Annotated in this window: 23 protein-coding genes; 19 read left to right on the top strand and 4 right to left on the bottom strand. The window is 72.2% G+C overall.

The window, feature by feature from the left end:
• Window positions 1–6 precede the first annotated feature (6 nt).
• From B5D60_RS04375 to B5D60_RS04365, 3 genes are read left to right on the top strand one after another with little or no spacing between them, the layout of a single operon-like run.
• On the top strand, window positions 7–837 hold the full coding sequence (locus tag B5D60_RS04375; RefSeq protein ID WP_078699016.1) for a DUF1295 domain-containing protein: 831 nt from the start codon (window positions 7–9) through the stop codon (window positions 835–837).
• On the top strand, window positions 834–1,691 hold the full coding sequence (locus tag B5D60_RS04370; RefSeq protein ID WP_078699015.1) for an acyl-CoA thioesterase: 858 nt from the start codon (window positions 834–836) through the stop codon (window positions 1,689–1,691). The genes B5D60_RS04375 and B5D60_RS04370 overlap by 4 nt, the downstream gene beginning before the upstream one ends.
• The gene (locus tag B5D60_RS04365; protein WP_078699014.1) at window positions 1,681–2,511 is read left to right on the top strand and encodes a thioesterase family protein; all 831 of its coding nucleotides are present in this window, start codon (window positions 1,681–1,683) and stop codon (window positions 2,509–2,511) included. Before B5D60_RS04370 ends, B5D60_RS04365 begins: the two co-directional genes overlap by 11 nt.
• 69 nt (window positions 2,512–2,580) lie before the next feature.
• On the opposite strand, the gene B5D60_RS04360 is transcribed toward B5D60_RS04365, so the two are convergent.
• Window positions 2,581–3,876, bottom strand: coding sequence for a citrate synthase (locus tag B5D60_RS04360; RefSeq protein ID WP_078699013.1), 1,296 nt, complete (start codon window positions 3,874–3,876; stop codon window positions 2,581–2,583).
• A 235-nt stretch (window positions 3,877–4,111) separates the two neighbouring features.
• Between B5D60_RS04360 and rplM the strand changes: the two genes are divergently transcribed.
• Genes rplM through B5D60_RS04335 form a run of 5 tightly spaced genes read left to right on the top strand, consistent with a single transcriptional unit; the run spans window position 4,112 to window position 7,902 of the window.
• Window positions 4,112–4,555: a 50S ribosomal protein L13 gene (gene rplM, locus B5D60_RS04355; protein WP_078699012.1), complete on the top strand. Its 444-nt coding sequence runs from the start codon at window positions 4,112–4,114 to the stop codon at window positions 4,553–4,555.
• 18 nt (window positions 4,556–4,573) lie between these two features.
• On the top strand, window positions 4,574–5,071 hold the full coding sequence (rpsI, locus tag B5D60_RS04350; protein ID WP_078699011.1) for a 30S ribosomal protein S9: 498 nt from the start codon (window positions 4,574–4,576) through the stop codon (window positions 5,069–5,071).
• 13 nt (window positions 5,072–5,084) lie between these two features.
• Window positions 5,085–6,431: a phosphoglucosamine mutase gene (glmM, locus tag B5D60_RS04345; protein ID WP_078699010.1), complete on the top strand. Its 1,347-nt coding sequence runs from the start codon at window positions 5,085–5,087 to the stop codon at window positions 6,429–6,431.
• A 2-nt stretch (window positions 6,432–6,433) separates the two neighbouring features.
• Window positions 6,434–6,892 carry a GNAT family N-acetyltransferase gene (locus B5D60_RS04340; RefSeq protein ID WP_231948970.1) on the top strand — a complete coding sequence of 153 codons (459 nt, stop codon included), beginning with the start codon at window positions 6,434–6,436 and terminating at the stop codon, window positions 6,890–6,892.
• 38 nt (window positions 6,893–6,930) lie between these two features.
• On the top strand, window positions 6,931–7,902 hold the full coding sequence (locus B5D60_RS04335; protein ID WP_078699009.1) for a GNAT family N-acetyltransferase: 972 nt from the start codon (window positions 6,931–6,933) through the stop codon (window positions 7,900–7,902).
• A 12-nt stretch (window positions 7,903–7,914) separates the two neighbouring features.
• Here the strand turns inward: B5D60_RS04335 and coaA are convergent, their stop codons facing one another.
• Window positions 7,915–8,865 (bottom strand): type I pantothenate kinase, encoded by a 951-nt coding sequence (gene coaA / locus B5D60_RS04330; RefSeq protein ID WP_078699008.1) that lies wholly within the window; start codon window positions 8,863–8,865, stop codon window positions 7,915–7,917.
• A 45-nt stretch (window positions 8,866–8,910) separates the two neighbouring features.
• Between coaA and glmS the strand changes: the two genes are divergently transcribed.
• The 11 genes from glmS to tsaD all read left to right on the top strand — a co-directional run bounded on the left by glmS (window position 8,911) and on the right by tsaD (window position 19,319).
• Entirely contained in the window at window positions 8,911–10,755 is a 1,845-nt protein-coding gene (glmS, locus tag B5D60_RS04325; RefSeq protein ID WP_078699007.1) for a glutamine--fructose-6-phosphate transaminase (isomerizing), read from the top strand.
• Between the two features lie 4 nt (window positions 10,756–10,759).
• The gene (locus B5D60_RS04320) at window positions 10,760–12,208 is read left to right on the top strand and encodes an NAD(P)H-hydrate epimerase (RefSeq protein ID WP_078699006.1); all 1,449 of its coding nucleotides are present in this window, start codon (window positions 10,760–10,762) and stop codon (window positions 12,206–12,208) included.
• A complete protein-coding gene (alr, locus tag B5D60_RS04315; RefSeq protein WP_078699005.1) occupies window positions 12,205–13,314 on the top strand; it encodes an alanine racemase in 1,110 nt (369 codons plus the stop codon). The genes B5D60_RS04320 and alr overlap by 4 nt, the downstream gene beginning before the upstream one ends.
• Window positions 13,311–14,294, top strand: a complete 984-nt coding sequence (locus B5D60_RS04310) for an alpha/beta fold hydrolase (protein WP_078699004.1) — start codon at window positions 13,311–13,313, stop codon at window positions 14,292–14,294. The genes alr and B5D60_RS04310 overlap by 4 nt, the downstream gene beginning before the upstream one ends.
• 25 nt (window positions 14,295–14,319) lie before the next feature.
• On the top strand, window positions 14,320–15,282 hold the full coding sequence (tsaE, locus tag B5D60_RS04305) for a tRNA (adenosine(37)-N6)-threonylcarbamoyltransferase complex ATPase subunit type 1 TsaE (protein ID WP_078699003.1): 963 nt from the start codon (window positions 14,320–14,322) through the stop codon (window positions 15,280–15,282).
• 56 nt (window positions 15,283–15,338) lie between these two features.
• Window positions 15,339–15,977: a tRNA (adenosine(37)-N6)-threonylcarbamoyltransferase complex dimerization subunit type 1 TsaB gene (gene tsaB, locus B5D60_RS04300; RefSeq protein ID WP_078699002.1), complete on the top strand. Its 639-nt coding sequence runs from the start codon at window positions 15,339–15,341 to the stop codon at window positions 15,975–15,977.
• A complete protein-coding gene (gene rimI / locus B5D60_RS04295) occupies window positions 15,974–16,405 on the top strand; it encodes a ribosomal protein S18-alanine N-acetyltransferase (RefSeq protein WP_078699001.1) in 432 nt (143 codons plus the stop codon). Before tsaB ends, rimI begins: the two co-directional genes overlap by 4 nt.
• A 76-nt stretch (window positions 16,406–16,481) precedes the next feature.
• A complete protein-coding gene (locus tag B5D60_RS04290) occupies window positions 16,482–16,964 on the top strand; it encodes a DedA family protein (protein WP_172806252.1) in 483 nt (160 codons plus the stop codon).
• A gap of 46 nt (window positions 16,965–17,010) precedes the next feature.
• The gene (locus B5D60_RS04285; protein ID WP_078699000.1) at window positions 17,011–17,424 is read left to right on the top strand and encodes a DUF5709 domain-containing protein; all 414 of its coding nucleotides are present in this window, start codon (window positions 17,011–17,013) and stop codon (window positions 17,422–17,424) included.
• A gap of 43 nt (window positions 17,425–17,467) precedes the next feature.
• Window positions 17,468–18,223, top strand: coding sequence for a lysophospholipid acyltransferase family protein (locus B5D60_RS04280; protein ID WP_078698999.1), 756 nt, complete (start codon window positions 17,468–17,470; stop codon window positions 18,221–18,223).
• 49 nt (window positions 18,224–18,272) lie between these two features.
• Complete coding sequence (tsaD, locus tag B5D60_RS04275) at window positions 18,273–19,319, top strand: tRNA (adenosine(37)-N6)-threonylcarbamoyltransferase complex transferase subunit TsaD (RefSeq protein ID WP_197684401.1); 1,047 nt, start codon at window positions 18,273–18,275, stop codon at window positions 19,317–19,319.
• Between the two features lie 61 nt (window positions 19,320–19,380).
• On the opposite strand, the gene B5D60_RS04270 is transcribed toward tsaD, so the two are convergent.
• Window positions 19,381–20,235, bottom strand: a complete 855-nt coding sequence (locus B5D60_RS04270) for a 5-oxoprolinase subunit C family protein (protein WP_078698998.1) — start codon at window positions 20,233–20,235, stop codon at window positions 19,381–19,383.
• A complete protein-coding gene (locus B5D60_RS04265; RefSeq protein WP_078698997.1) occupies window positions 20,232–20,813 on the bottom strand; it encodes a 5-oxoprolinase subunit B family protein in 582 nt (193 codons plus the stop codon). The genes B5D60_RS04270 and B5D60_RS04265 overlap by 4 nt, the downstream gene beginning before the upstream one ends.

The raw sequence follows: 20,813 nt of genomic DNA, 5'->3' as shown, positions 1-20,813 counted from the left end.
GGACCGATGTACGACTACCCCTGGGGCGACTTCGCCCTCAACCTGCTGGTCACGGCCGTGGCCGTCGTGGTGTTCTTCGCGATCGTCATGGCGATCGCCCAGCGCGTGAACGACCACTCCATCATCGACATCACGTGGGGCCCGGCGTTCGTCGTGATCGCCGTGGTGTCCTGGCTGATGTCGGCCGGCTCCGACGGCGACGACACCCGACGTCTCATCGTGGTGCTGTTGACCGCGATCTGGGGACTGCGCCTGGGTCTCTACATCGGCAGGCGGAACATCGGCAAGGGCGAGGACCCGCGCTACACGGCGCTGCTGCGCTCCCGCAAGGGCCGCCCGCTGATCCCGTTCCTCGTCAAGAAGATCTACGGCATGCAGGCCGTGCTCGCGTGGGTCGTCTCGATCCCCGTGCAGTTCGCGGTCTACGTGTCGCGCGGCGTCGACGCCCTCGTGGTCGTCGCCATCGCCATCTGGACGATCGGCTTCCTCTTCGAGGCCGTCGGCGACTGGCAGCTCTCACGCTTCAAGGCCGACCCGGCGAACGCCGGCAAGCTGATGGACCGGGGCCTGTGGGCCTGGACCCGTCACCCGAACTACTTCGGTGACGCGTGCGTGTGGGTGGGCCTGTTCCTGCTGACGCTCGGCTCCCCGTGGGGCGTGCTGACGGTGTTCTCGCCGATCCTCATGACGTGGCTGCTCACCACCTTCAGCGGCGCGAAGCTCACCGAGAAGGGGATGCGCCGCAAGCGCGGCCCGGAGTTCGACGCCTACGTCGCGCGCACCAGCGGGTTCTTCCCCCGCCCGCCGCGCAAGGTGGCGTCGGAGCCGAAGGGGTGACCACGTCGGTGGCCTCGCTCGGGTCGATCCTCGACCTGGGCGGGGCGGGTGACGACGTCTGGATCGGCCACGGCGACGGCGTGCCGCTGCCGCAGCTCTACGGCGGCCAGCTGGTCGCCCAGTCGATCATCGCGGCGGGCCGCTCCGTCGACGAGGGCCGGCTCGTGAACTCCCTCCACACCACCTTCCTGCGACCGGGCCGCTCCGACCGGCCGATCCGCTTCGAGGTGGAGCGGCTGCGCGACGGGCGCCAGTTCTCCACGCGCGTCGTCGATGCCGTGCAGGACGACCGCCTGGTGTGCCGCTCGACGATCTCCCTCGTGGAGCCGCGTGACGGGCTCGCACACTCCCGCAGGCCCCCGCTCAGTGCGGCCGCCGAGGCCAGCACCGACCTGCGGGTGCTCGCGGAGCACGACGGCGGGCTGGGGGAGTACTGGGAGGGATTCAGCACGGTCGAGGTGCGGGTCGCGCCGGAGGACCCCGTCGCGCCGCCGCACTCGGCGGCCCCGGTCCAGAACATCTGGATGCGCGTCACCGAGGACCTGGGCGACGACCCGCTCCTGCACCAGGCCGCCATCGGCTACGTCAGCGACCTCATGCTGATGTCGATGGCCGTCGCCCCGCACGGCCACCGCGCCGGTCACGAGCGCTCCCTGGCCGAACGGTGGAGCGCGGTCTCCCTCGACCACACGCTGTGGTTCCACCGCCCGGCCCGCGCCGACGAGTGGCTGCTGTTCGAGCACGCCAGTCCCACGGCCCACGACGGCCGCGCCCTGGTCGAGGCGGCCGTGTTCGGCGACGCCGACGCCCAGGTGTGCCACGTCGTGCAGGAGGCTCTGGTCCGTGAGAACTGACGACGTCCCGGTCGGGTGCTACGAGCTCGCCGACCGCGGGCAGGACGAGCACGGCCGGGTGCGGGAGGTCTTCGCGCCCACGGCGGCCGCGGGCAGCCCGTGGAGCGACGACCTCCAGCACGGCGGCCCGGTCGGCGCGGTCCTGACGCGGTCGATGCGGCGGCTGCCGCAGTCCGTTCCCGGTCGCATCGCCCGGACCACGGTCGAGATCCTCGGCCCGGTCCTGATGGCCCCGATCGAGGTCTCGGCGTCGATCGCGCGGCCCGGCCGGAAGATCTCCCTGCTGTCGGCGGTCGCATCGCAAGGAGGGCGGCCGGTGGCGCAGGCCTCCGCCTGGTGGTTGCGCACCGCCGACTCCACCGATGTCGTTCACGTGCCGGAGGCGCCGATCGCCGCGCCGACGCAGCAGGAGCTGGATCACGGCGAGCTCGGAGTGCCGGCCAGCTGGCGCCGCGGCTTCGTGGGCTCGCTGGAGTGGGCCGTGCGCACGCAGATCGGCCGGATCGACGGTCCTGCCGTGGCGTGGGCCTCGATGCCCTACCCGCTCGTCGCGGGCGAGGACGACGACGAGCTCGAGCGGTCCATCGCGATCGCCGACGCGGCCAGCGGCGTCGGCTCGAGGCTGGACCCGCGGGACTGGGTCTTCATGAACACCGAGCTGACGGTGCACCTCGCCGATCGGCCCGCCGGGGTCTGGACCGGGCTCGTGGCCGAGTCGTCGATCGGGCGCGACGGCGTGGGCCTGAGCTCCGCCGTGCTCCACGACCTCACCGGACCCGTGGGACGTGTCGCCCAGTCGCTGCTGCTCGAGCGCCTCTGATCCACCCGCAGGAACGGCGAAGGCCGCGAACCCCGAGGGGCTCGCGGCCTTCGCCGTTGCTGCTTCAGCTCACTTCCAGCGCTCGCTGGCCGGGACGAAGTCCAGCTGGCGCCCGCCGGTGTAGATCTGCTTGGGACGGGCGATCTTCTGCTCCGGGTCGTCGACGAGCTCGAGCCACTGCGCCAGCCAGCCCGACGTGCGGGGGATGGCGAACAGCACCGTGAACATCTCCGGCGGGAACTGCAGCGCCTCGTAGATCAGGCCGGAGTAGAAGTCGACGTTCGGGTAGAGCTTGCGCTTGACGAAGTACTCGTCCTCGAGCGCGATCTTCTCCAGCTCCTGGGCGACCTCGAGCAGCGGGTTGACGCCGGTGACCTCGAAGACGTCGTCGCACGCCTTCTTGATGATCGTGGCGCGCGGGTCGTAGTTCTTGTAGACCCGGTGGCCGAAGCCCATGAGGCGCTCGTCGCCGTTCTTGACGCCCTCGATGAACGCCGGGACGTTCTCCTTGGTCTTGATGCGCTTGAGCATCTTCAGGACGGCCTCGTTGGCGCCACCGTGCAGCGGGCCGTACAGGGCCGCGATGCCGGCGGTGACGGCCGAGTACGGGTCGACCTGGCTGGAGCCCACCGAGCGCACCGCGTTGGTGGAGGCGTTCTGCTCGTGATCGGCGTGCAGGATGAACAGCACCTCGAGGGCCTTGGCCAGGCGCGGGTCCGGGTCGTACTTCGGCTCGCTCATCCGGAACAGCATCGAGAGGAAGTTCTCGGTGTACGACAGGTCGTTGTCGGGGTAGACGTACGGCTTGCCCTGCGCGTGGCGGAAGGACCAGGCACCGAGCGTCGGCATCTTCGCGATCATGCGCACGATCTGCTCGTGGCGGATCTGCGGGTCCTTGATGTTGCGGGCCTCGGGGTAGAACGTCGACAGGGCGCCGACGCTCGACAGCAGCATGCCCATGGGGTGCGCGTCGTAGCGGAAGCCCTGCAGCTGGCTCTTGAGGTTCTCGTGCACGAACGTGTGGAAGGTGATCTCGTGCACCCACTGGTCGTGCTGCTCCTTCGTGGGCAGCTCGCCGTGGATGAGCAGGTAGGCGACCTCCAGGTAGGTGGAGGACTCCGCGAGCTGCTCGATGGGGTAGCCCCGGTACTCGAGGATGCCCTTCTCGCCGTCGATGTAGGTGACGGCGCTGCGCGTGGAGGCGGTGTTGGTGAAGCCCGGATCGTAGACGGCCAGGCCCGGGTCGTCGTCGGACTTGCCGATCTTGCCCAGGTCCGCGGCGCGGATGCTGCCGTCGGTGATCTCGACCTCGTAGTCCTCGCCGGAGCGGTTGTCACGAATGGTCAGCGTCTGCTTGTCGGTCACGATTCGGGTCTCCTGTGACGTCAGAGAAGTAACGGCCGCGGGGGTGAGCGACCCACTCCAACCTAGTGTCCCCCGGACTCTCGCGCGAGAGCAGGGTCACGTTCTGGTGACCCGTTTTGACCCGCGCGGGTCCGGGCGGGTAATCTGGGCAGTCGTTGTGTTGCGGCATGTCACCGTGCCCGACAACGCGAGTCCCGACTTCACAGATTTCGATTTGCAGCGAGAAGGTCACGCCGTGCGTACGTACAGCCCGAAGCCTGCTGACATCACCCGTCAGTGGCACGTCATCGATGCCCAGGACATTGTCCTGGGCCGTCTCTCGGTTGCCGCGGCGACCCTTCTGCGTGGCAAGCACAAGCCCACCTACGCGCCCCATGTCGACGGTGGTGACTTCGTCATCATCATCAACGCCGACAAGGTCGCGCTGTCGGGCAACAAGCGCACCGACAAGAACGTCTACCGCCACAGCGGTTACCCGGGCGGCCTGAAGCAGATCGCCTACGGCGACCTGCTCGACAAGGACGCCCGCAAGGCGATCGAGAAGTCGGTGCGTGGCATGCTCCCCAAGAACCGCCTCGGCCGTCAGCTCATCACGAAGCTGAAGGTCTACGCCGGCCCGGATCACCCGCATGCCGCCCAGAAGCCCCAGCCGTTCGAGATCACGCAGATCTCCCAGTAAGCGAGAAGCAGGTTCATCGTGGCTGAGACCACCACCGAAGAGACCGAGTACACCACCAACTCCGAGGGTGTCGCCTACACGTCGGAGTCCTCCGGCGCTGCCGCGGCCGGCGAGATCAAGTCGATCATCGCCCCCGGGTCGGCGACCGGCCGTCGCAAGGAGGCCGTGGCCCGGGTTCGCATCGTTCCCGGCACCGGCGTCTGGACCGTCAACGGCAAGCCGCTCGAGGAGCACCTGCCGAACAAGCTGCACCAGCAGATCGCCAAGGAGGCGCTGGCCGTCACCGGCCTGCTGGACTCCTTCGACGTGATCGCTCGCGTCAGCGGTGGCGGCATGACCGGCCAGGCCGGCGCGCTGCGCCTCGGTGTGGCCCGTTCGCTCAACGCGATCGACGTCGACGTCAACCGACCCACCTTGAAGAAGGCCGGCCTCCTGACCCGCGACTCGCGGATCAAGGAGCGCAAGAAGGCTGGACTCAAGAAGGCCCGCAAGGCGCCGCAGTACAGCAAGCGCTGATCTGCCGGCGCGTATGGGCCGGATCTTCGGTACCGATGGCGTTCGGGGTCTGGCCAATCGGGACCTGACCGCCGAGCTCGCGGTCGACCTCTCGGTCGCCGCGGCCCACGTCCTCGGCGAGGCCGGTGCCTTCGCCGACCAGCGCCCCACGGCAGTCGTCGCCCGCGACACCCGCGCCTCCGGAGAATTCCTGGAGGCCGCGGTGGTCGCGGGTTTGGCGTCTGCGGGGGTCGACGTCCACCGCCTCGGCGTGGTGCCCACCCCCGGTGCGGCCTACCTGACCGCGTTCCTCGAGGCCGACATGGGCGTCATGATCTCCGCCAGCCACAACCCGATGCCCGACAACGGCATCAAGTTCCTGGCACGCGGCGGGGTCAAGCTCGACGACGCGATCGAGGCCGCCATCGAGCAGCGCCTCGAGGAGCCGTGGGACCGGCCCACGGGCGCCGACGTGGGTCGCGTCGGTGACAGCCACGCCGGACTCGGCGCCTACGTCCGCCACCTGCTCGACACCCTGCCCACCCGCCTCGACGGGATGCGTGTCGTCCTCGACTGCGCGAACGGCGCCACCCACGAGGCGGCCCCCGACGCCTTCGCCCGGGCGGGCGCCGAGGTCATCGCGATCCACGCCGAGCCCGACGGTCTCAACATCAACGAGCGCTGCGGCTCCACGCACCTGGACGACCTGCGTCGCGTGGTCGTGGAGCGCAGGGCCGACGTCGGCTTCGCGTTCGACGGCGACGCCGACCGCTGCCTGGCAGTCGACCAGTTCGGCGAGGTCGTCGACGGCGACCAGATCCTCGCCATCCTGGCCCTGCGCGGCAAGCGCGAGGGCCTGCTGGTCGACGACACGGTCGTGGCCACGGTGATGAGCAACGTCGGCTTCACCCGCGCGATGGATGCTGCCGGCATCACCGTCCTGCGCACGGCGGTCGGCGACCGCTACGTGCTCGAGGAGATGCGCGCCGGGGGCTACACGCTGGGCGGCGAGCAGTCCGGCCACGTCATCATGAGCCGCTACGCCACCACCGGCGACGGCACCCTCACCGCGCTCCAGCTGGCCGCCGAGATGGCCTCCACGGGCCGCACGATGTCCGAGCTGGCCTCGGCGATGCAGCGGCTGCCGCAGGTGCTCCTCAACGTCGGTGGCGTCGACCGCGACGGTGCGGCCAGCCACGAGGGCCTGCTGGCCGAGGTCGCGGCCGCCGAGGCGAAGCTGGGCGACTCCGGACGCGTGCTGCTGCGTCCCTCGGGCACCGAGCCGCTCGTGCGCGTGATGGTCGAGGCGCCCACCGCCGAGGAGGCCCAGGAGATCGCCGACCACCTCGCCGGCGTCGTCCGCACGACCCTCGCACTCTGACCGTGGTCACCGTGGAGCCGGGCGGGCTCGAACGCGACGACGTCCGGGCGTTGCTGTCCGAGCACCTCACCGACATGTTCGCCACCAGTCCCGCCGAGAGCGTGCACGCCCTCGACCTCGACGCGCTGCGCCACGAGGCGATCAGCTTCTGGACCGCTCGCGAGGAGGGCCGGCTGCTGGGCTGCGGAGCGCTCAAGGACCTCGGGTCCGGGCACGGCGAGATCAAGTCGATGCGCACCTCGGCGCTCGCCCGCGGCCGTGGTGTCGCCACCACGCTGCTCGAGCACCTCGTGCGGGCGTCCCGCGACCGCGGCTTCACCCGGCTGAGTCTCGAGACCGGGACCCAGCCGTACTTCGCGCCCGCCCGGCGCCTCTACGTCCGGCACGGGTTCGAGCCGTGCGAGCCGTTCGCCGACTACGCGCTCGACCCGAACAGCGTCTTCCTCACCCGCGCGATCTGAGGCTGTCCGCGCTCGTGCTTCGGTGCGAGAATGCCCGAATGAGCGTGACCATCGACGTGCTCGATCCCACCGACCACGGCAGCTTCGTGGAGTTCCACGACGTCTACCTGCGGTCCAACGAGCGCTACATCGACCAGCCGTGGTCGGCCGACGAGCTGCGGGTGCTGCTCATCGGCGACGCGTACACCCGCTGCGACTCCCTGCTGCTGCGCGACGGTGAGACCGTCGTCGCGGTGGCGCTGGCCGAGCTGCCCGAGCGTGACAACGCCACCACCGCGTTCGCGGAGGTGTGGGTCCCGCCCGAGCTGCGCCGGCGGGGCCACGGCACCGCCCTGCTGGAGCGCCTCGAGCTGCGCGTGGCGGAGGACGGCCGCGACCAGGTCCTCACCGAGACGCTGCGTCCGATCGAGGACGAGACCGGGTCCGGTCGTGAGTTCATGCTGGCTCGTGGCTACCGGTTCGACACGCAGCTGGTCCAGCGCGAGCTGGCCCTGCCGGCCGACGTGCCGCCCGCCGAACCGCGGGACGGGTACACCCTGACCGCGTGGCGGGGCGCCCCGCCGCAGCAGTGGCTCGAGCAGTACGCGCACCTGCGCGCGCTGCTCAACCAGGAGGCCCCGTCCGGCGAGACGCAGCTGGAGAACGAGTACTGGGACCCCGACCGCCTGCTGCACGAGGTCGACCAGTGGAAGCGCCAGCACCGGGTCGCCCAGACCGTGGTGGCGGTCGCGCCCGACGGCACGCTCGCCGGCCACACGCAGCTGCTGTTCCCGCACGGGACGCCCGAGGTCTACCAGTGGGACACGCTCGTGCTGCCCGAGCACCGAGGCCACGGGCTCGGCTTCTCGCTCAAGCAGCAGGCCATGCGCGAGGCCAGCGACCAGATGGCCGGCCGCCGCCGCGTCGTGACCTGGAACGACGCCCAGAACGACCACATGATCGCCGTCAACGAGGACCTCGGCTACCGCGCCAGCGCGTGGGCCGACCAGTGGGTCAAGCACCTCGGCTGACCCAGGGGGCGGTCAGAGCTTGCGGAGCCGGACCCACTCGACGGTGTGATCGGCCGACTTGCGCAGCACGAGGTCGGCGCGGCCGCGGGTGGTGGCCACGTTCTCGCGCAGGTTCGGCCAGTTGATCGTGTCCCAGAGCTCCTCGGCGCGCATGACGGCCTCGGAGTCGGTCAGGGTGCTGTAGCGGTGGAAGTACGACGCGGGATCGGCGAAGGCGGTCTCGCGCAGCCGCAGGAAGCGGCTGATGTACCAGCGCCGGATGTCGCGGCTGTTGGCGTCGACGTAGACCGAGAAGTCGAAGAAGTCGCTGATCGCCAGCCCGGGCGAGCCGTCGCCGCGGGTCCGTGGGGGAGCGAGGACGTTGAGGCCCTCGACGATGAGGATGTCGGGGCGCTTCAACGAGACGGTCTCGTCGGTGCGGTCGTAGGTGAGGTGGTCGTAGACCGGAGCCTCGATGTGCTCGGCGCCGCTCTTGGCCTGCATCACGAAGCGCAGCAGCGCCTTGCGGTCGTACGACTCGGGGAAGCCCTTGCGGTGCATGATGCCGCGCCGCTCGAGCTCGGCGTTCGGCAGCAGGAAGCCGTCGGTGGTCACGAGGGCGACGTGCGCGTGGTCGTCGTGCTGGGCCAGCAGGTCGCGCAGCAGGCGCGCGGTGGTGGACTTGCCCACCGCGACCGATCCGGCCAGGCCGATGATGAACGGCACGCGGTCGGGCTGGGGGTCGCCGAGGAACCGCTCGGTGGCCCGGTAGAGCGCCTCGGCCAGCCGCACGCGCAGGCTGATCAGCTGCGTCAGGGGCACGTAGACCTGCTGCACCTCTTCGAGATCGAGCTCCTCGCCCAGGCCTCGGACGCGCTCGATCTCCTCGCGGGACATCGGCTGGACGGCATCGCGTGCGAGCTCGGCCCACGCCGAGCGCTCGAGCTCCACGTAGGGGGACGGGTCCCGTGACATACCGACCATTGTTGCCAGCGACCTCGCCCACCGCTCAGTCGGTACCCTGAACCCATGTGTGGAATCGTCGGATACGTGGGCCATCGTCAGGCGTTGGACGTCGTGATGGGCGGTCTGCGACGGCTGGAATACCGCGGCTACGACTCCACCGGAGTCGGCGTCGTCGACGGTGACAAGATCGCCTGGGCGAAGAAGGCGGGCAAGCTCGCGAACCTCGACGCCGAGCTGTCCGAGCACCCGCTGCCGGCCTCCACCACCGGCATCGGCCACACCCGCTGGGCCACCCACGGCGGCCCCACCGACGCGAACGCCCACCCTCACCTCGACCCGGGCGAGCGGGTCGCCGTCGTGCACAACGGCATCATCGAGAACTTCATGGTCCTGCGCGACGAACTCGAGGGCGCCGGCTACGAGTTCGCGTCCGAGACCGACACCGAGGTCGTCGCCCACCTCCTGCACCGCGAGCTGCAGCAGACCGCAGACCTCCCCGACGCCGTGCGCGCCGTGTGCCGGCAGCTGCAGGGCGCGTTCACCCTCGTGTTCGCCGACGCCCTGAACCCCGGCGTCGTCGTGGGCGCCCGCCGCAACTCCCCGCTCGTGGTCGGTCGGGGTGACGGGGAGAACTTCCTCGGCTCCGACGTGGCCGCGTTCATCGACTACACGGCCGAGGCCATCGAGCTGGGCCAGGACCAGGTCGTCACGATCACCGCCGACTCGATCGAGGTCACCGACTTCGACGGCCACGAGGCCCCCACCACCGCCTACACCGTCGACTGGGACGTCACCGCCGCCGAGAAGGGCGGCTACGAGTGGTTCATGGCCAAGGAGATCGACGAGCAGCCCAAGGCGGTCGCGGACACCCTCCTCGGCCGCGTCGGCACCGACGGCCGCCTCCAGCTCGACGAGATGCGCCTCTCCGACGACGAGCTGCGCGAGATCGACAAGATCATCGTCATCGCGTGCGGCACGGCCTCCTACGCCGGCCTCGTGGCCAAGTACGCGATCGAGCACTGGACCCGCATCCCGTGCGAGGTCGAGCTCGCGTCGGAGTTCCGCTACCGCGACCCGATCATCGACCGCTCCACGCTGGTCGTGGCGATCAGCCAGTCGGGCGAGACCATGGACACCCTGATGGCCATCCGGTACGCGCGCCAGCAGCGCGCCCGGGTGCTGTCGATCTGCAACACCAACGGCTCCACGATCCCGCGCGAGTCCGACGCGGTGATCTACACGCACGCGGGTCCCGAGATCGCGGTCGCCTCCACCAAGGGCTTCCTGTCGCAGATGGTCGCCTGCTACCTGCTCGGTCTCTACCTCGCGCAGGTCAAGGGCGCGAAGTACGGCGACGAGATCAGCCACGTCATCGACGAGCTGCACGCGATTCCCGCGAAGGTGCAGCGGATGCTCGACGAGGGCGACCAGGTGCGCAAGCTCGCCGCCGACCTCGTCGACCGGCGCTCGTTCCTGTTCCTGGGCCGTCACGTGGGCTACCCCGTGGCGCTCGAGGGCGCGCTGAAGCTCAAGGAGCTGGCCTACGTGCACGCGGAGGGCTTCGCGGCCGGCGAGCTCAAGCACGGTCCGATCGCCCTGGTCGAGAAGGGCCTGCCGATGTTCGTCGTCGTGCCGCCCCGGGCCCGCGACCAGCTGCAGGAGAAGATCGTCAGCAACATCCAGGAGGTGCGGGCCCGCGGTGCCTACACGATCGTCCTGGTCGAGGACGGCGACGACTCGGTCGTGCCCTTCGCGGACGTGGTGATCCGGCTGCCGAGGACGCCCACCCTGCTCCAGCCCCTCGTGGCCACCGTGCCGCTGCAGATCTTCGCCGGCGAGCTGGCCGAGCTGCTGGGTCACGACGTCGACCAGCCGCGCAACCTGGCCAAGTCCGTCACGGTCGAGTGATCCGATGCTGACCGCCCACACCGTCGCGCAGGTGCGCGCGGCGGAGGAGGTCGCCGCCGCCCAGCAGGGCTGGGACGCCCTCATGCAGCACGCCGCCACGGCACTGGCGCACCGGGTGGCGCAGGTCGTGCCCGCCCACGAGCCGCTCGTCGTCCTGGTCGGCCCGGGCAACAACGGCGGCGACGCGCTGTTCGCCGCCGCGCACTGGTGCCGCGAGGGCCGGCGGGTCAACCTGTGCCTGCTCGACCCGTCGGCGGTCCACGCAGCCGGGCTGGAGGCCGCGCGCGAGGCCGGCGCCCGCGTGGTCGAGGGTCCCGAGGGCCACCGCTTCGTCGTCGACGCGATCTTCGGCATCGGCGCGCGCCCCGGGCTCGAGGGCACGGCGGCGGCGTGGGCGCAGTGGATCGAGCGCGAGCGGCCCTTCGTGGTGGCCGTCGACGTGCCGTCGGGCATCGGCGTCGACGACGGCCGGCTCGACGGGCCCGCGGTCCGTGCCGACGTCACGGTCACCTTCGCCACCGCCAAGTACGGCCTGCTGGCCGGTCCGGCGGCCGACCTGGCCGGCGACGTGCGGGTCGTCGACATCGGACTCGACCTCGCCGCGGAGCCCGCCCTCGAGTCACTCGGGCCGGGCGACGGTGCCCGGTTCCGCGATGCGATCGTGCCGGGCCGCGACGCCCACAAGTACACGCGTGGCGTGCTCGGAGTCCGCGCCGGCTCCCCGCAGTACGCCGGTGCCGCCCACCTGTGCGTCGCGGGTGCCCAGGCCGGTCCGGCGGGCATGATCCGCTTCGTCGGCGCGCAGGAGCTCGCGCGCCGCGTCGTCGACCGCGCGCCCGAGATCGTCGCCCGCCGCGGCCGGGTCCAGGCCTGGGTGGTCGGGTCGGGCGGCGAGGACACCCCCGCGCCCCTGGCCGCCGCGCTCGGCGACGGCGTGCCGGTGGTCGTGGACGCGACGGCGCTGCACCACCTGCCCGACTCCTTCGAGGTCGACGCCCTCCTGACGCCGCACGCCGGCGAGCTCGCCGCGGTCCTCGGCACCGACCGAGAGGCCGTCGAGGCCGACCCGCTGCGCCACGCCCGCGAGGCGGCCGCACGGTGGAACGCCACGGTGCTGCTCAAGGGGCCGCGCACGGTCATCGCCGCTCCCGACGGGCGCCTGCGGGTGAACCTCACCGGCACCCCATGGCTGGGCACGGCCGGCTCGGGCGACGTGCTGGCGGGGTTCATCGGCTCGCTGCTCGCCACCGGGCTCGACTCCTTCGACGCCGGCTCGGTGGGCGCGCTGCTGCACGGGCTCGCCGCCGAGCGCCTCGGCGGCCCTCTCGTGGCCTCCGACGTCGCGCGCGAGCTCCGGCCCGTCCTCCACGACTTCTGTGACAGTGTTCGCCCGGATCGGGCCCGCCAGACCGAATCCCGTCACGAAGGTCGAGCGGGAGGTGATCTTTCGTGAGCGCCAACGCCGAGCTCGTCGTCGACCTCGACCAGTACCGCTCCAACCTCGCGGCGCTGCGGGCCCACGCGCCCGGAGCGCTGCAGATGGCCGTGGTGAAGGCGAACGCGTACGGACACGGGATGGTTCCCGTCGCGCGCGCGGCCCGGCAGGCCCCGGTGGACTGGCTCGGCGTCGCCACCCCGGCCGAGGCGCTCGAGCTGCGTGCCGCCGGCGACCGCGGCCCGCTGCTGTGCTGGCTCGCGGTGCCAGGTGCGCCGTTCGCCGAGCTGATCGCTGCTGACGTGGAGGTCACCGCGTCCGGCGTCGACCAGCTCGAGGCCATCGCCGCTGCAGGCGACCGTCCGCGCGTCCAGGTCAAGGTCGACACCGGGCTGTCGCGCAACGGCGCCTTCGGCCCCCAGTGGGACGACCTCGTGGCCGCGGCCGCGCGGCTCCAGTCCGCGGGCCGGATCGAGGTCACGGGCGTCTGGTCGCACTTCGCCAGCGCCGACGAGCCCGACCACCCCGCGAACGACCAGCAGGAGGCCGTGTTCCGGGCCGCCGTCGACCAGCTGGCCGCGGCGGGCGTCGATCCGGCCCTGCGGCACCTCGCGAACTCCGCCGCCGCCGTGACGCGTCCGTCCTCGCACTTCGACCTCGTCCGCCTCGGCATCGCCAGCTACGGCATCGCCCCGGACCCCGCGGTGCCCGTGCCGGACGTGCGCCCGATCCTCACCGCGCGCACCGTGCTGGCGAACGTCAAACGGGTCCCCGCGGGCAGCTCCGTGTCCTACGGATGGCGCTGGAGCGCCGACCGAGAAACCACCCTCGGCCTCGTTCCGGTCGGCTACGGCGAGGGCATCCACCGCACCGCGTCGAACCGGGCGGAGGTGGGGTTCGCGGGCGGCCGCGCGCCCGTCCGTGGGACGATCTGCATGGACCAGCTGGTCGTCGACCTGGGCGACCGGCCCGCCCGGATCGGCGATCCGGTCACGGTGTTCGGGCCCGGCGACGACGGCGAGCCCACCGCGCAAGACTGGGCGGACGCCGCCGGAACGATCGCCTACGAGATCGTCACGCGCCTCGCCGGGCGCTGGTCCCGCACCTACCGAGGAGAGCGATGACATCGGTCGCAGGACGTGTCGCAGCCACCGCAGGCGCCTTCGCGGCGGCGGGGGTGGCCGGTGCCGCCGCGACGATCCTCAACAAGCGCAAGACCGAGCAGCGCCGTCTCCAACGTGGCGAGGAGGTCGCGTTCGGCACGGTCCGCGGCGACTCCTCCTACGTCTCGGCCGCCGACGACGTCCCGATCCACGTCGAGGTCGACGACGGCCCGGCGCCGACGATCGTCTTCGTGCACGGCTGGATGTGCGACCTCGACACCTGGCACTTCCAGCGCCTGGCCCTGCGCGACCACGCCCGCCTCGTCTTCATGGAGCAGCGGTCGCACGGACGCTCCGGACGCAGCGGGCCGCGCAACTCCTCGCTCCACGACATGGCCGACGACCTGCGCCGCGTGCTCGACGAGCACGCGGCCGAGGGCCCCGTGGTCATCGTCGGCCACTCGATGGGCGGCATGGCCGTCATGCAGCTGGCCCAGCTCGAGCCCGAGCTGTTCGACGACCGGGTGAAGGGCGTCGTGCTGATCAGCACGAGCGCCGGCAAGCTCATGCGCGGCAGCCCGGGCCTGCGCTTCGTCGTGCCGTTGGTGAAGGCCGCCACCCCGCTGCTGGACTGGGGCCGCGAGTTCAACAGCTACTCGATCATCCGCCGCTGGGCTTTCGGGCCTCACGCCGAGCCGTCGGTCGTCGACATGGCCGACGAGATGATCCTGCGCGCCCCCACCACGGTGGTGCTGAACTTCTACGACAACTTCGTCGAGCTCGACCTCGGGGCCGGACTGGACGCGATCTCGCGCTGCCGCACCTCGGTGGTGTGCGGGACGAAGGACGTGATGACGCCGTTCAGCCACAGCCGCTGGCTCGCGCGCCACATCGCCGGAGCCGAGCTCGTGCCGGTCAACGACGCAGGCCACATGGTGATGCTGGAGGAGCACGAGCAGGTGACGGAGGCGATCGAGCGCGTCCTCAAGGACATCGCATGAGTGAACGCGCCATGGAGGTGGCGGCATGAGGAACGAGCTCGACGTCACGCTGGTCGGCCCCGACCGCGCCGCCGAGGTCGTCGGGGTCATCCACCGTGCCTTCGCGGCGCGCCCGCCCCTCGATCCGCCCGCCACGGCCGGCGACGAGACGGTCGAGACGGTGGCCGCCTCGCTCGAGCGCGACGGCGGCCTGCTGGCCACCCGGCGTGGCCACCCGATGGGCGCGATCCTGTTCGACCGCTCCCGCCCGGGGATGCTCGGCCTGAAGCGCGTCAGCGTCGACCCCCTGGGGCGCGACCGCGGGGTCGCGTCCGTCATGGTCGGTGTCGCCGAGGACGTGGCCGAGGAGCAGGGGATGGACGGCATCTGGCTCACCGTGCGCGAGGAGCTGCCCGCCAACTACCGGTTCTGGAACCACCGGCTGTACCTGCCGGTGCGCCAGGACGGGCCCACGATCGAGATGGGCAAGACCCTGTGGCTGGCGCGCGAGGTGCCCGACGCCGACGCCATGCGCGACCTCGCGGCGCGCGTCGCCGGGCTGCTGGGGGCCGGTGACCTGCTCGTGCTGACCGGCGGCCTCGGTGCCGGCAAGACCACGTTCACGCAGGGTCTCGGCGAGGCCCTCGGCGTCCGCGGGCCCGTGACGTCCCCGACCTTCGTCATCGCGCGCACCCACCCGAGCGAGGTGGGCGGCCCGCCGCTCGTGCACGTCGACGCCTACCGCCTCGGCGACGCCGCCGAGATCGACGACATCGACCTCGACGCCACCACGGACGAGTCCGTGACGGTCGTGGAGTGGGGCGAGGGGATGGCCGAGCAGCTGTCCGACAGCTGGCTGTCGATCTCGATCGAGACCCGCGCGGCCAGTCCCGGGGACCCGCTCGGCACGGCCTGCGGCATCCCGTCGGACGAGATGCGCGTGGTCTCGATCCGCCCCCACGGCCGCCGCTGGCTCGAGGTCCCGCTGCGCAGCGCCCTGCTCGGCTGAGACCGGCGCGCCGAGCGCGTTCGGACCCAGCGACGTCCCGCAACTAGGCTGGCCCCGTGCTTCTGCTCGCGTTCGACACCGCCGCCCCGGCGATCTCCGTCGCCCTCCATGACGGCTCGTCCGTCGTCGCCGAGGCCACGGGGGAGGGCGCCATGGCCCACGGCGAGCTGCTGGCGCCCGCGATCCGCACGGTGCTGGAGCGAGCCGGGGCGGCTCCCGCCGACCTCACTGACGTCGCGGTCGGCGTCGGTCCCGGGCCCTTCACCGGGCTGCGTGTCGGGGTCGTCACCGCGCTCTCGCTGGGTCAGACCCTCGGCCTGGCCACGCACGGCGTGTGCTCGCTGGACATCCTCGCCGCCGAGGTCGCGGGCCGCTTCGACACCGACTTCGTCGTGGCCACGGACGCTCGACGCAAGGAGGTCTACTGGGGCCGCTTCCGCGCCGACGGCGTGCGCATCACCGGACCCGACGTCGACTACCCCGACACCGTCGCCGCGCTCGGGCTGCCCGTGGTGGGCCGCGGGGGAGTGCTGTACGCCGACCGGCTCGCGGCGGTCGAGGGTGCGCCGCTCGACCCGTCGGCCGCGGCCCTGGCCGGCCTCGTCGCCGGCGGGATGGCCGCCGAGCTCCCTCTCGAGCCGCTGTACCTGCGCCGACCCGACGCGATGCCTCAGGTCGCGCCCAAGCTGGCATGATCCGGTCCGCGGGCCTGCGTGACCTCGACACGCTGGAGTCGATCGAGAACGCGAGCTTCGGCCGCGACGCGTGGTCGTCCGCCCAGGTCCGCGACGAGCTGGTGGGCGACCGGATCGTCCTGGCGCTCGTCGACGAGTTCGGCGTCCGCGGCTACGCCTCGATCCGGATGTTCGCCCCCGACGCCGAGCTCATGCGCATCGCCGTGGGCCTGGGATCGCGACGGCAGGGCGTGGGCTCGCAGCTGCTCGAGGCCGTGCAGGACGCCGCCCGCGCGCGCGGCGCCGAGCGGCTCCTGCTCGAGGTCGCCAACGACAACGAGGCCGCGCTCGCGCTCTACCGGCGCGCCGGGTACCACGAGACCGGCCGCCGACGCGGCTACTACCGCTCGGGTGCGGACGCCGTGCTCATGGAGCGGAGTCTCATGTGAGCGAGCGCCAGCGAGCGAACGAGGGACGCCTCACGGCGTCGCCGTCGGATCGTCGTTTCTCCTCGGCGGTGACGCCGTGAGCGAGGTGCTCGACTCCATCCGCGCGTGGCCGTGGTTCTGGGCGTGGCTGACGTTCTTCGTCATCGTGCTGCTGCGCGCCGGCGCCACCTACGGGATCGGGCGCGCGATCGCCGCCGGGATGCTGCGCGAGCGTGAGCCCGGACCCCGCGTCCTGGCCGCCATGCGCCAGGTCGAGCGGTGGGGTCCTCCGGCCGTCACCGTGAGCTTCTTCACGGTCGGCGCGCAGACCGCCGTGAACCTCGGAGCGGGCCTCGCGCGCATGTCGTTCCCGCGCTACCTGACCGGTCTGGTGCCCGGCGCGGTGATCTGGGCGACCATCTGGTCGACGATCGGGATGAGTGCGTTCCTCGCTGTCTTCACGGGCGGATCCGAGCGTCTCGCGTGGCTGTTCGTGCTGCTCGTCGTGGTGGTCGTGGCGGTCCTGCTGAGGCGCTCGGTGAGCCAGTCCAACCCCGCTCGCGAGCCCGGCGCGGACTGAGCCGGCACGAACGGCGCGTGCTCCAGGTGCGTGGCAAGGTGGAGGCATGACTGATCCGCGCAACCAGCCCCCGGCCCCTTCCCAGTACCTGAGCCAGGACCAGGACCAGGACACGCTGCTCGGTCGCGAGACCCATGACCCGCTCGACGAGGGGCTGACCGCCCCCGAGCGCTGGTCGGCCGGCGAGGGATTCGGCACGACGGTCGACGAGCAGATCCAGGGCGAGTCGTTCGAGCAGCGCCTCTCGCAGGAGGAGCCTGACCTCGACCCCGACTCCGAGTGGAGCGAGGAGGACCTCGACGACGGCGAGGTCGGAGGTCGTCGCTCGGGCCGCCTCGTCGATCCCGAGGGCGGCAACGGCGTCGACCACGTGTCCGAGCTCGTCGGTGACGACGTCGGCATCGACGGCGCCGGTGCGAGTGCCGAGGAGGCCGCGGTCCACGTCGTCGAGGAGGAGTGACGAGGAGCCGCATCGGTGAACGCGCGTGCACTAGGGTTCACGCATGCGCGACGTGACGTACCCGCCCATCATCGGCACGGCCAAGACGCTCTTTCGGGTCCTGGGCATCAGCTTCCAGACGTCCGGCACCGAGCACGTCCCGCGTGAGGGCGGCGCCATCCTGGCCTCCAACCACGTCAGCTACGTCGACTTCATCTTCAACGGTCTGGCCGCCCAGCCCGCGGGGCGGCTCGTGCGCTTCATGGCCAAGAAGGAGGCGTTCGAGCACAAGGTCTCCGGACCGCTCATGCGCTCGATGCACCACATCCCGGTCGACCGGGCCCAGGGCGAGGCGTCGCTGCACGAGGCCGCCGAGTACGCCCGGCGCGGCGAGATCGTCGGCATCTTCCCCGAGGCCACGATCAGCCGGTCGATGGAGGTCAAGGAGATCAAGACCGGAGCGGTTCGCGCCGCCGCGGAGGGCGGTGTGCCGCTCATCCCGATGGTCGTGTGGGGCACTCAGCTGCTCAAGACGAAGGACCACGAGGCCGACCTGTGGGGCCGCGGCAAGACGATCGCGCTCCACGTCGGTGAGCCGATCCCGGTGACGGGCGAGGACCCGGTCGCCGAGACGGCCCTGCTGCACGAGTCGCTGACCGCCCTGCTCGACCGGGCGATCCGCGAGTACCCCGTGTCGCCCGAGGGTCAGTGGTGGGCGCCGGCCCGCTACGGCGGCACCGCGCCCACCCCCGACGAGGCCCGCCGCCTCGACCTCGAGGAGAGGGCCGCCCGCGACGCCAAGCGCGCGGCACGCGACTGAGCCCGCGGCCGACGGCACGGCGCTTCCTCGCCCACGGCACAATGGACCGGTGAGCGAACCGCTGGTGCTGGGCATCGAGTCCTCCTGCGACGAGACCGGTGTCGGCATCGTGCGAGGCACCACCCTGCTGGCGCACGCGGTCGCGTCCAGCGTCGAGGAGCACGTGCGCTTCGGAGGGGTCGTCCCCGAGGTCGCCAGCCGGGCGCACCTGGAGGCGATGGTCCCCACGCTCGAGCAGGCCTACGAGCAGGCCGGCGTCGACGTGCGCGACGTCGACGCGATCGCGGTCACGAGCGGTCCGGGCCTCACCGGCGCGCTGCTCGTCGGGGTCGCCGCGGCGAAGGCTCTCGCGCTGGCACACGACAAGCCGCTCTACGGGGTCAACCACCTGGCGGCGCACGTCGCGGTGGACCAGCTCGAGCACGGCCGGTACACCGAGCCGTCGATCGCGCTGCTGGTCAGCGGCGGCCACACCGAGCTGCTGCTGGTCAACGACATCGCCACCGACATCACGCTGCTCGGCGGCACGATCGACGACGCGGCCGGCGAGGCCTTCGACAAGGTCGCCCGGCTGCTCGGCCTGCCGTACCCCGGCGGCCCCGAGATCGACAAGGTGGCGCGCGACGGCGACCCCACCGCGATCCCGTTCCCGCGCGGCCTGACCACCGGGCGCGACCTCGAGCGGTACCGCTGGGACTTCTCCTTCTCCGGCCTCAAGAGCGCGGTCGCGCGCCACGTGCAGCACGAGCAGCGGATGCAGCGGCCGGTCGCCGTGGCCGACGTGGCGGCCTCGTTCCAGGACGCCGTCTGCGACGTGCTGAGCCGCAAGGCGATCAAGGCGTGCCTCGAGCACGACGTCCCCCGGCTGATCCTGGGCGGGGGCGTGGCCGCGAACGGCCGCCTGCGCCACTTCGTCCTCGAGCGCGCCGAGAAGGCCGGCGTCGAGGTCCGGATCCCGAAGGCCTCGCTGTGCACCGACAACGGCGCGATGGTGGCGGCGCTCGGCGCCGAGGTCGTCCGCCGCGGCATCGCCCCGTCCTCGCTCGACCTCGCCGTCGACTCCAGCCTGCCGGTCACCCGCATCGTCGCCGCCTGACCGCCCGACCCCGGTTTGCGCCACTCGGCGGACGGCGGGGCCAGCGACGGGCGGGCGGGCGTCAGGCGCGGTGGCGCCGGAAGCGCAGCGTGTCACCCGGCCGCAGCTGCGCGAGCACGTCGGTGTCGGCGTCGAGGACCACGCCGATCACGGGGTAGCCGCCGGTGACAGGATGGTCCGGGCCGAGCACCACCGGACGTCCCGAGGTGGTCACCTGGATGCTGCCGCGCACCACCGGCTCGCTCTCCAACTCCCCGTCGCGCGCACGGTCGAGCGCGGGCCCTTCGAGCCTCACGCCGATGCGGTCCGAGACCGGGTCGACGCCCCACCCGGTCGAGAGCAGCGTCGCGACGGCCGCGGGGGTGAACCAGTCGTCGCGCGGGCCCAGCACGACCCGGACCACCACCTCGCCGGTGGGCAGGAAGGGCGGCAGGCTCTCGAGCGAGACGGCGCCGGCGGGAGGACCCACCGCGAGCTCGTCGCCGGCCGCCAGGGCCGCCGGACCCAGCGAGGCGAGCGTGTCGTGGGAGCGGCTGCGCAGGACCGAAGGCACCGCGACCCCGCCCGCTACGGCGACCGTCCAGCGCAGGCCGGCGACCGGCGCACCGAGCCGGAGCACGTCGCCGCGCTTCAGGGCGAGCGGACGACCCGAGTCGACGGGCCGGCCGTCGACGGTCAGCGGGCCGGCCGCGCCCGTCACCGCGACCACGTGCGCCGCGCTGGCGACGAGCGCGAGGCCGCCGCCGAGGGCCTCCACCACGGCCGCGTCGCCGGGGTTTCCGACGAGGTGGTTCGCGGTGCGCAGGGCGCGACGGTCGAACGCCCCCGACGGGCCCACGCCGAGGTCGCCCAGCCCGGGGCGTCCGAGGTCCTGCACCAGGCTCAGCGCGCCCGGCTCCAGCACGCGCAGGCTCATCGCGACACCTCGACGAACCGGACGGTGTCGCCCGGGTGCAGCAGTGCCGGGTCGGCGCGCTCGAGGTCCCACAGCGGCGCGTCGGTGCGGCCGATGAGCCGCCAGCCGCCCGGGGACGCCCGCGGGTAGACGCCGCTGAACCGGCCGGCCAGGCCCACCGAGCCCGGCTCCACCCGGGGCCGGGGCCGGTCGAGCCGCGGGACCTCGAGGCGGGGGTCGCCCCCGGTCAGGTAGGCGAAGCCGGGTGCGAAGCCGGCGAACGCCACCGTCCACGGCGACGCGCCGTGACGGCGCACGACCTCGGCCGGGTCGAGTCCGCAGTGCCGCGCGACGGCCTCGAGGTCGGGTCCATCGTAGACGACCGGGATCTCCACCGCGGCCCCGGCGACGGCGGCCAGGTCGGCAGGGGTCGTGGCGCCGACGAGCGAGCGCAGCTCCTCGGGCCGTCCTCGCAGCAGCACGGTGGTCGCGCCGAGCGTCGCGCCGCGGTCGCGCAGCGCGGCATGCCAGCGGCGGGCCTCGTCGGCGTCCGCGCAGTCGAGCAGCACGGCGCGATCGCCGCAGGGCAGGATCCTCAT

Origin of the sequence: Aeromicrobium choanae (genome assembly GCF_900167475.1) — a bacterium.
GTDB classification, from domain to species: domain Bacteria; phylum Actinomycetota; class Actinomycetes; order Propionibacteriales; family Nocardioidaceae; genus Aeromicrobium; species Aeromicrobium choanae.
This window is presented reverse-complemented; position numbering and strand designations above follow the sequence as displayed.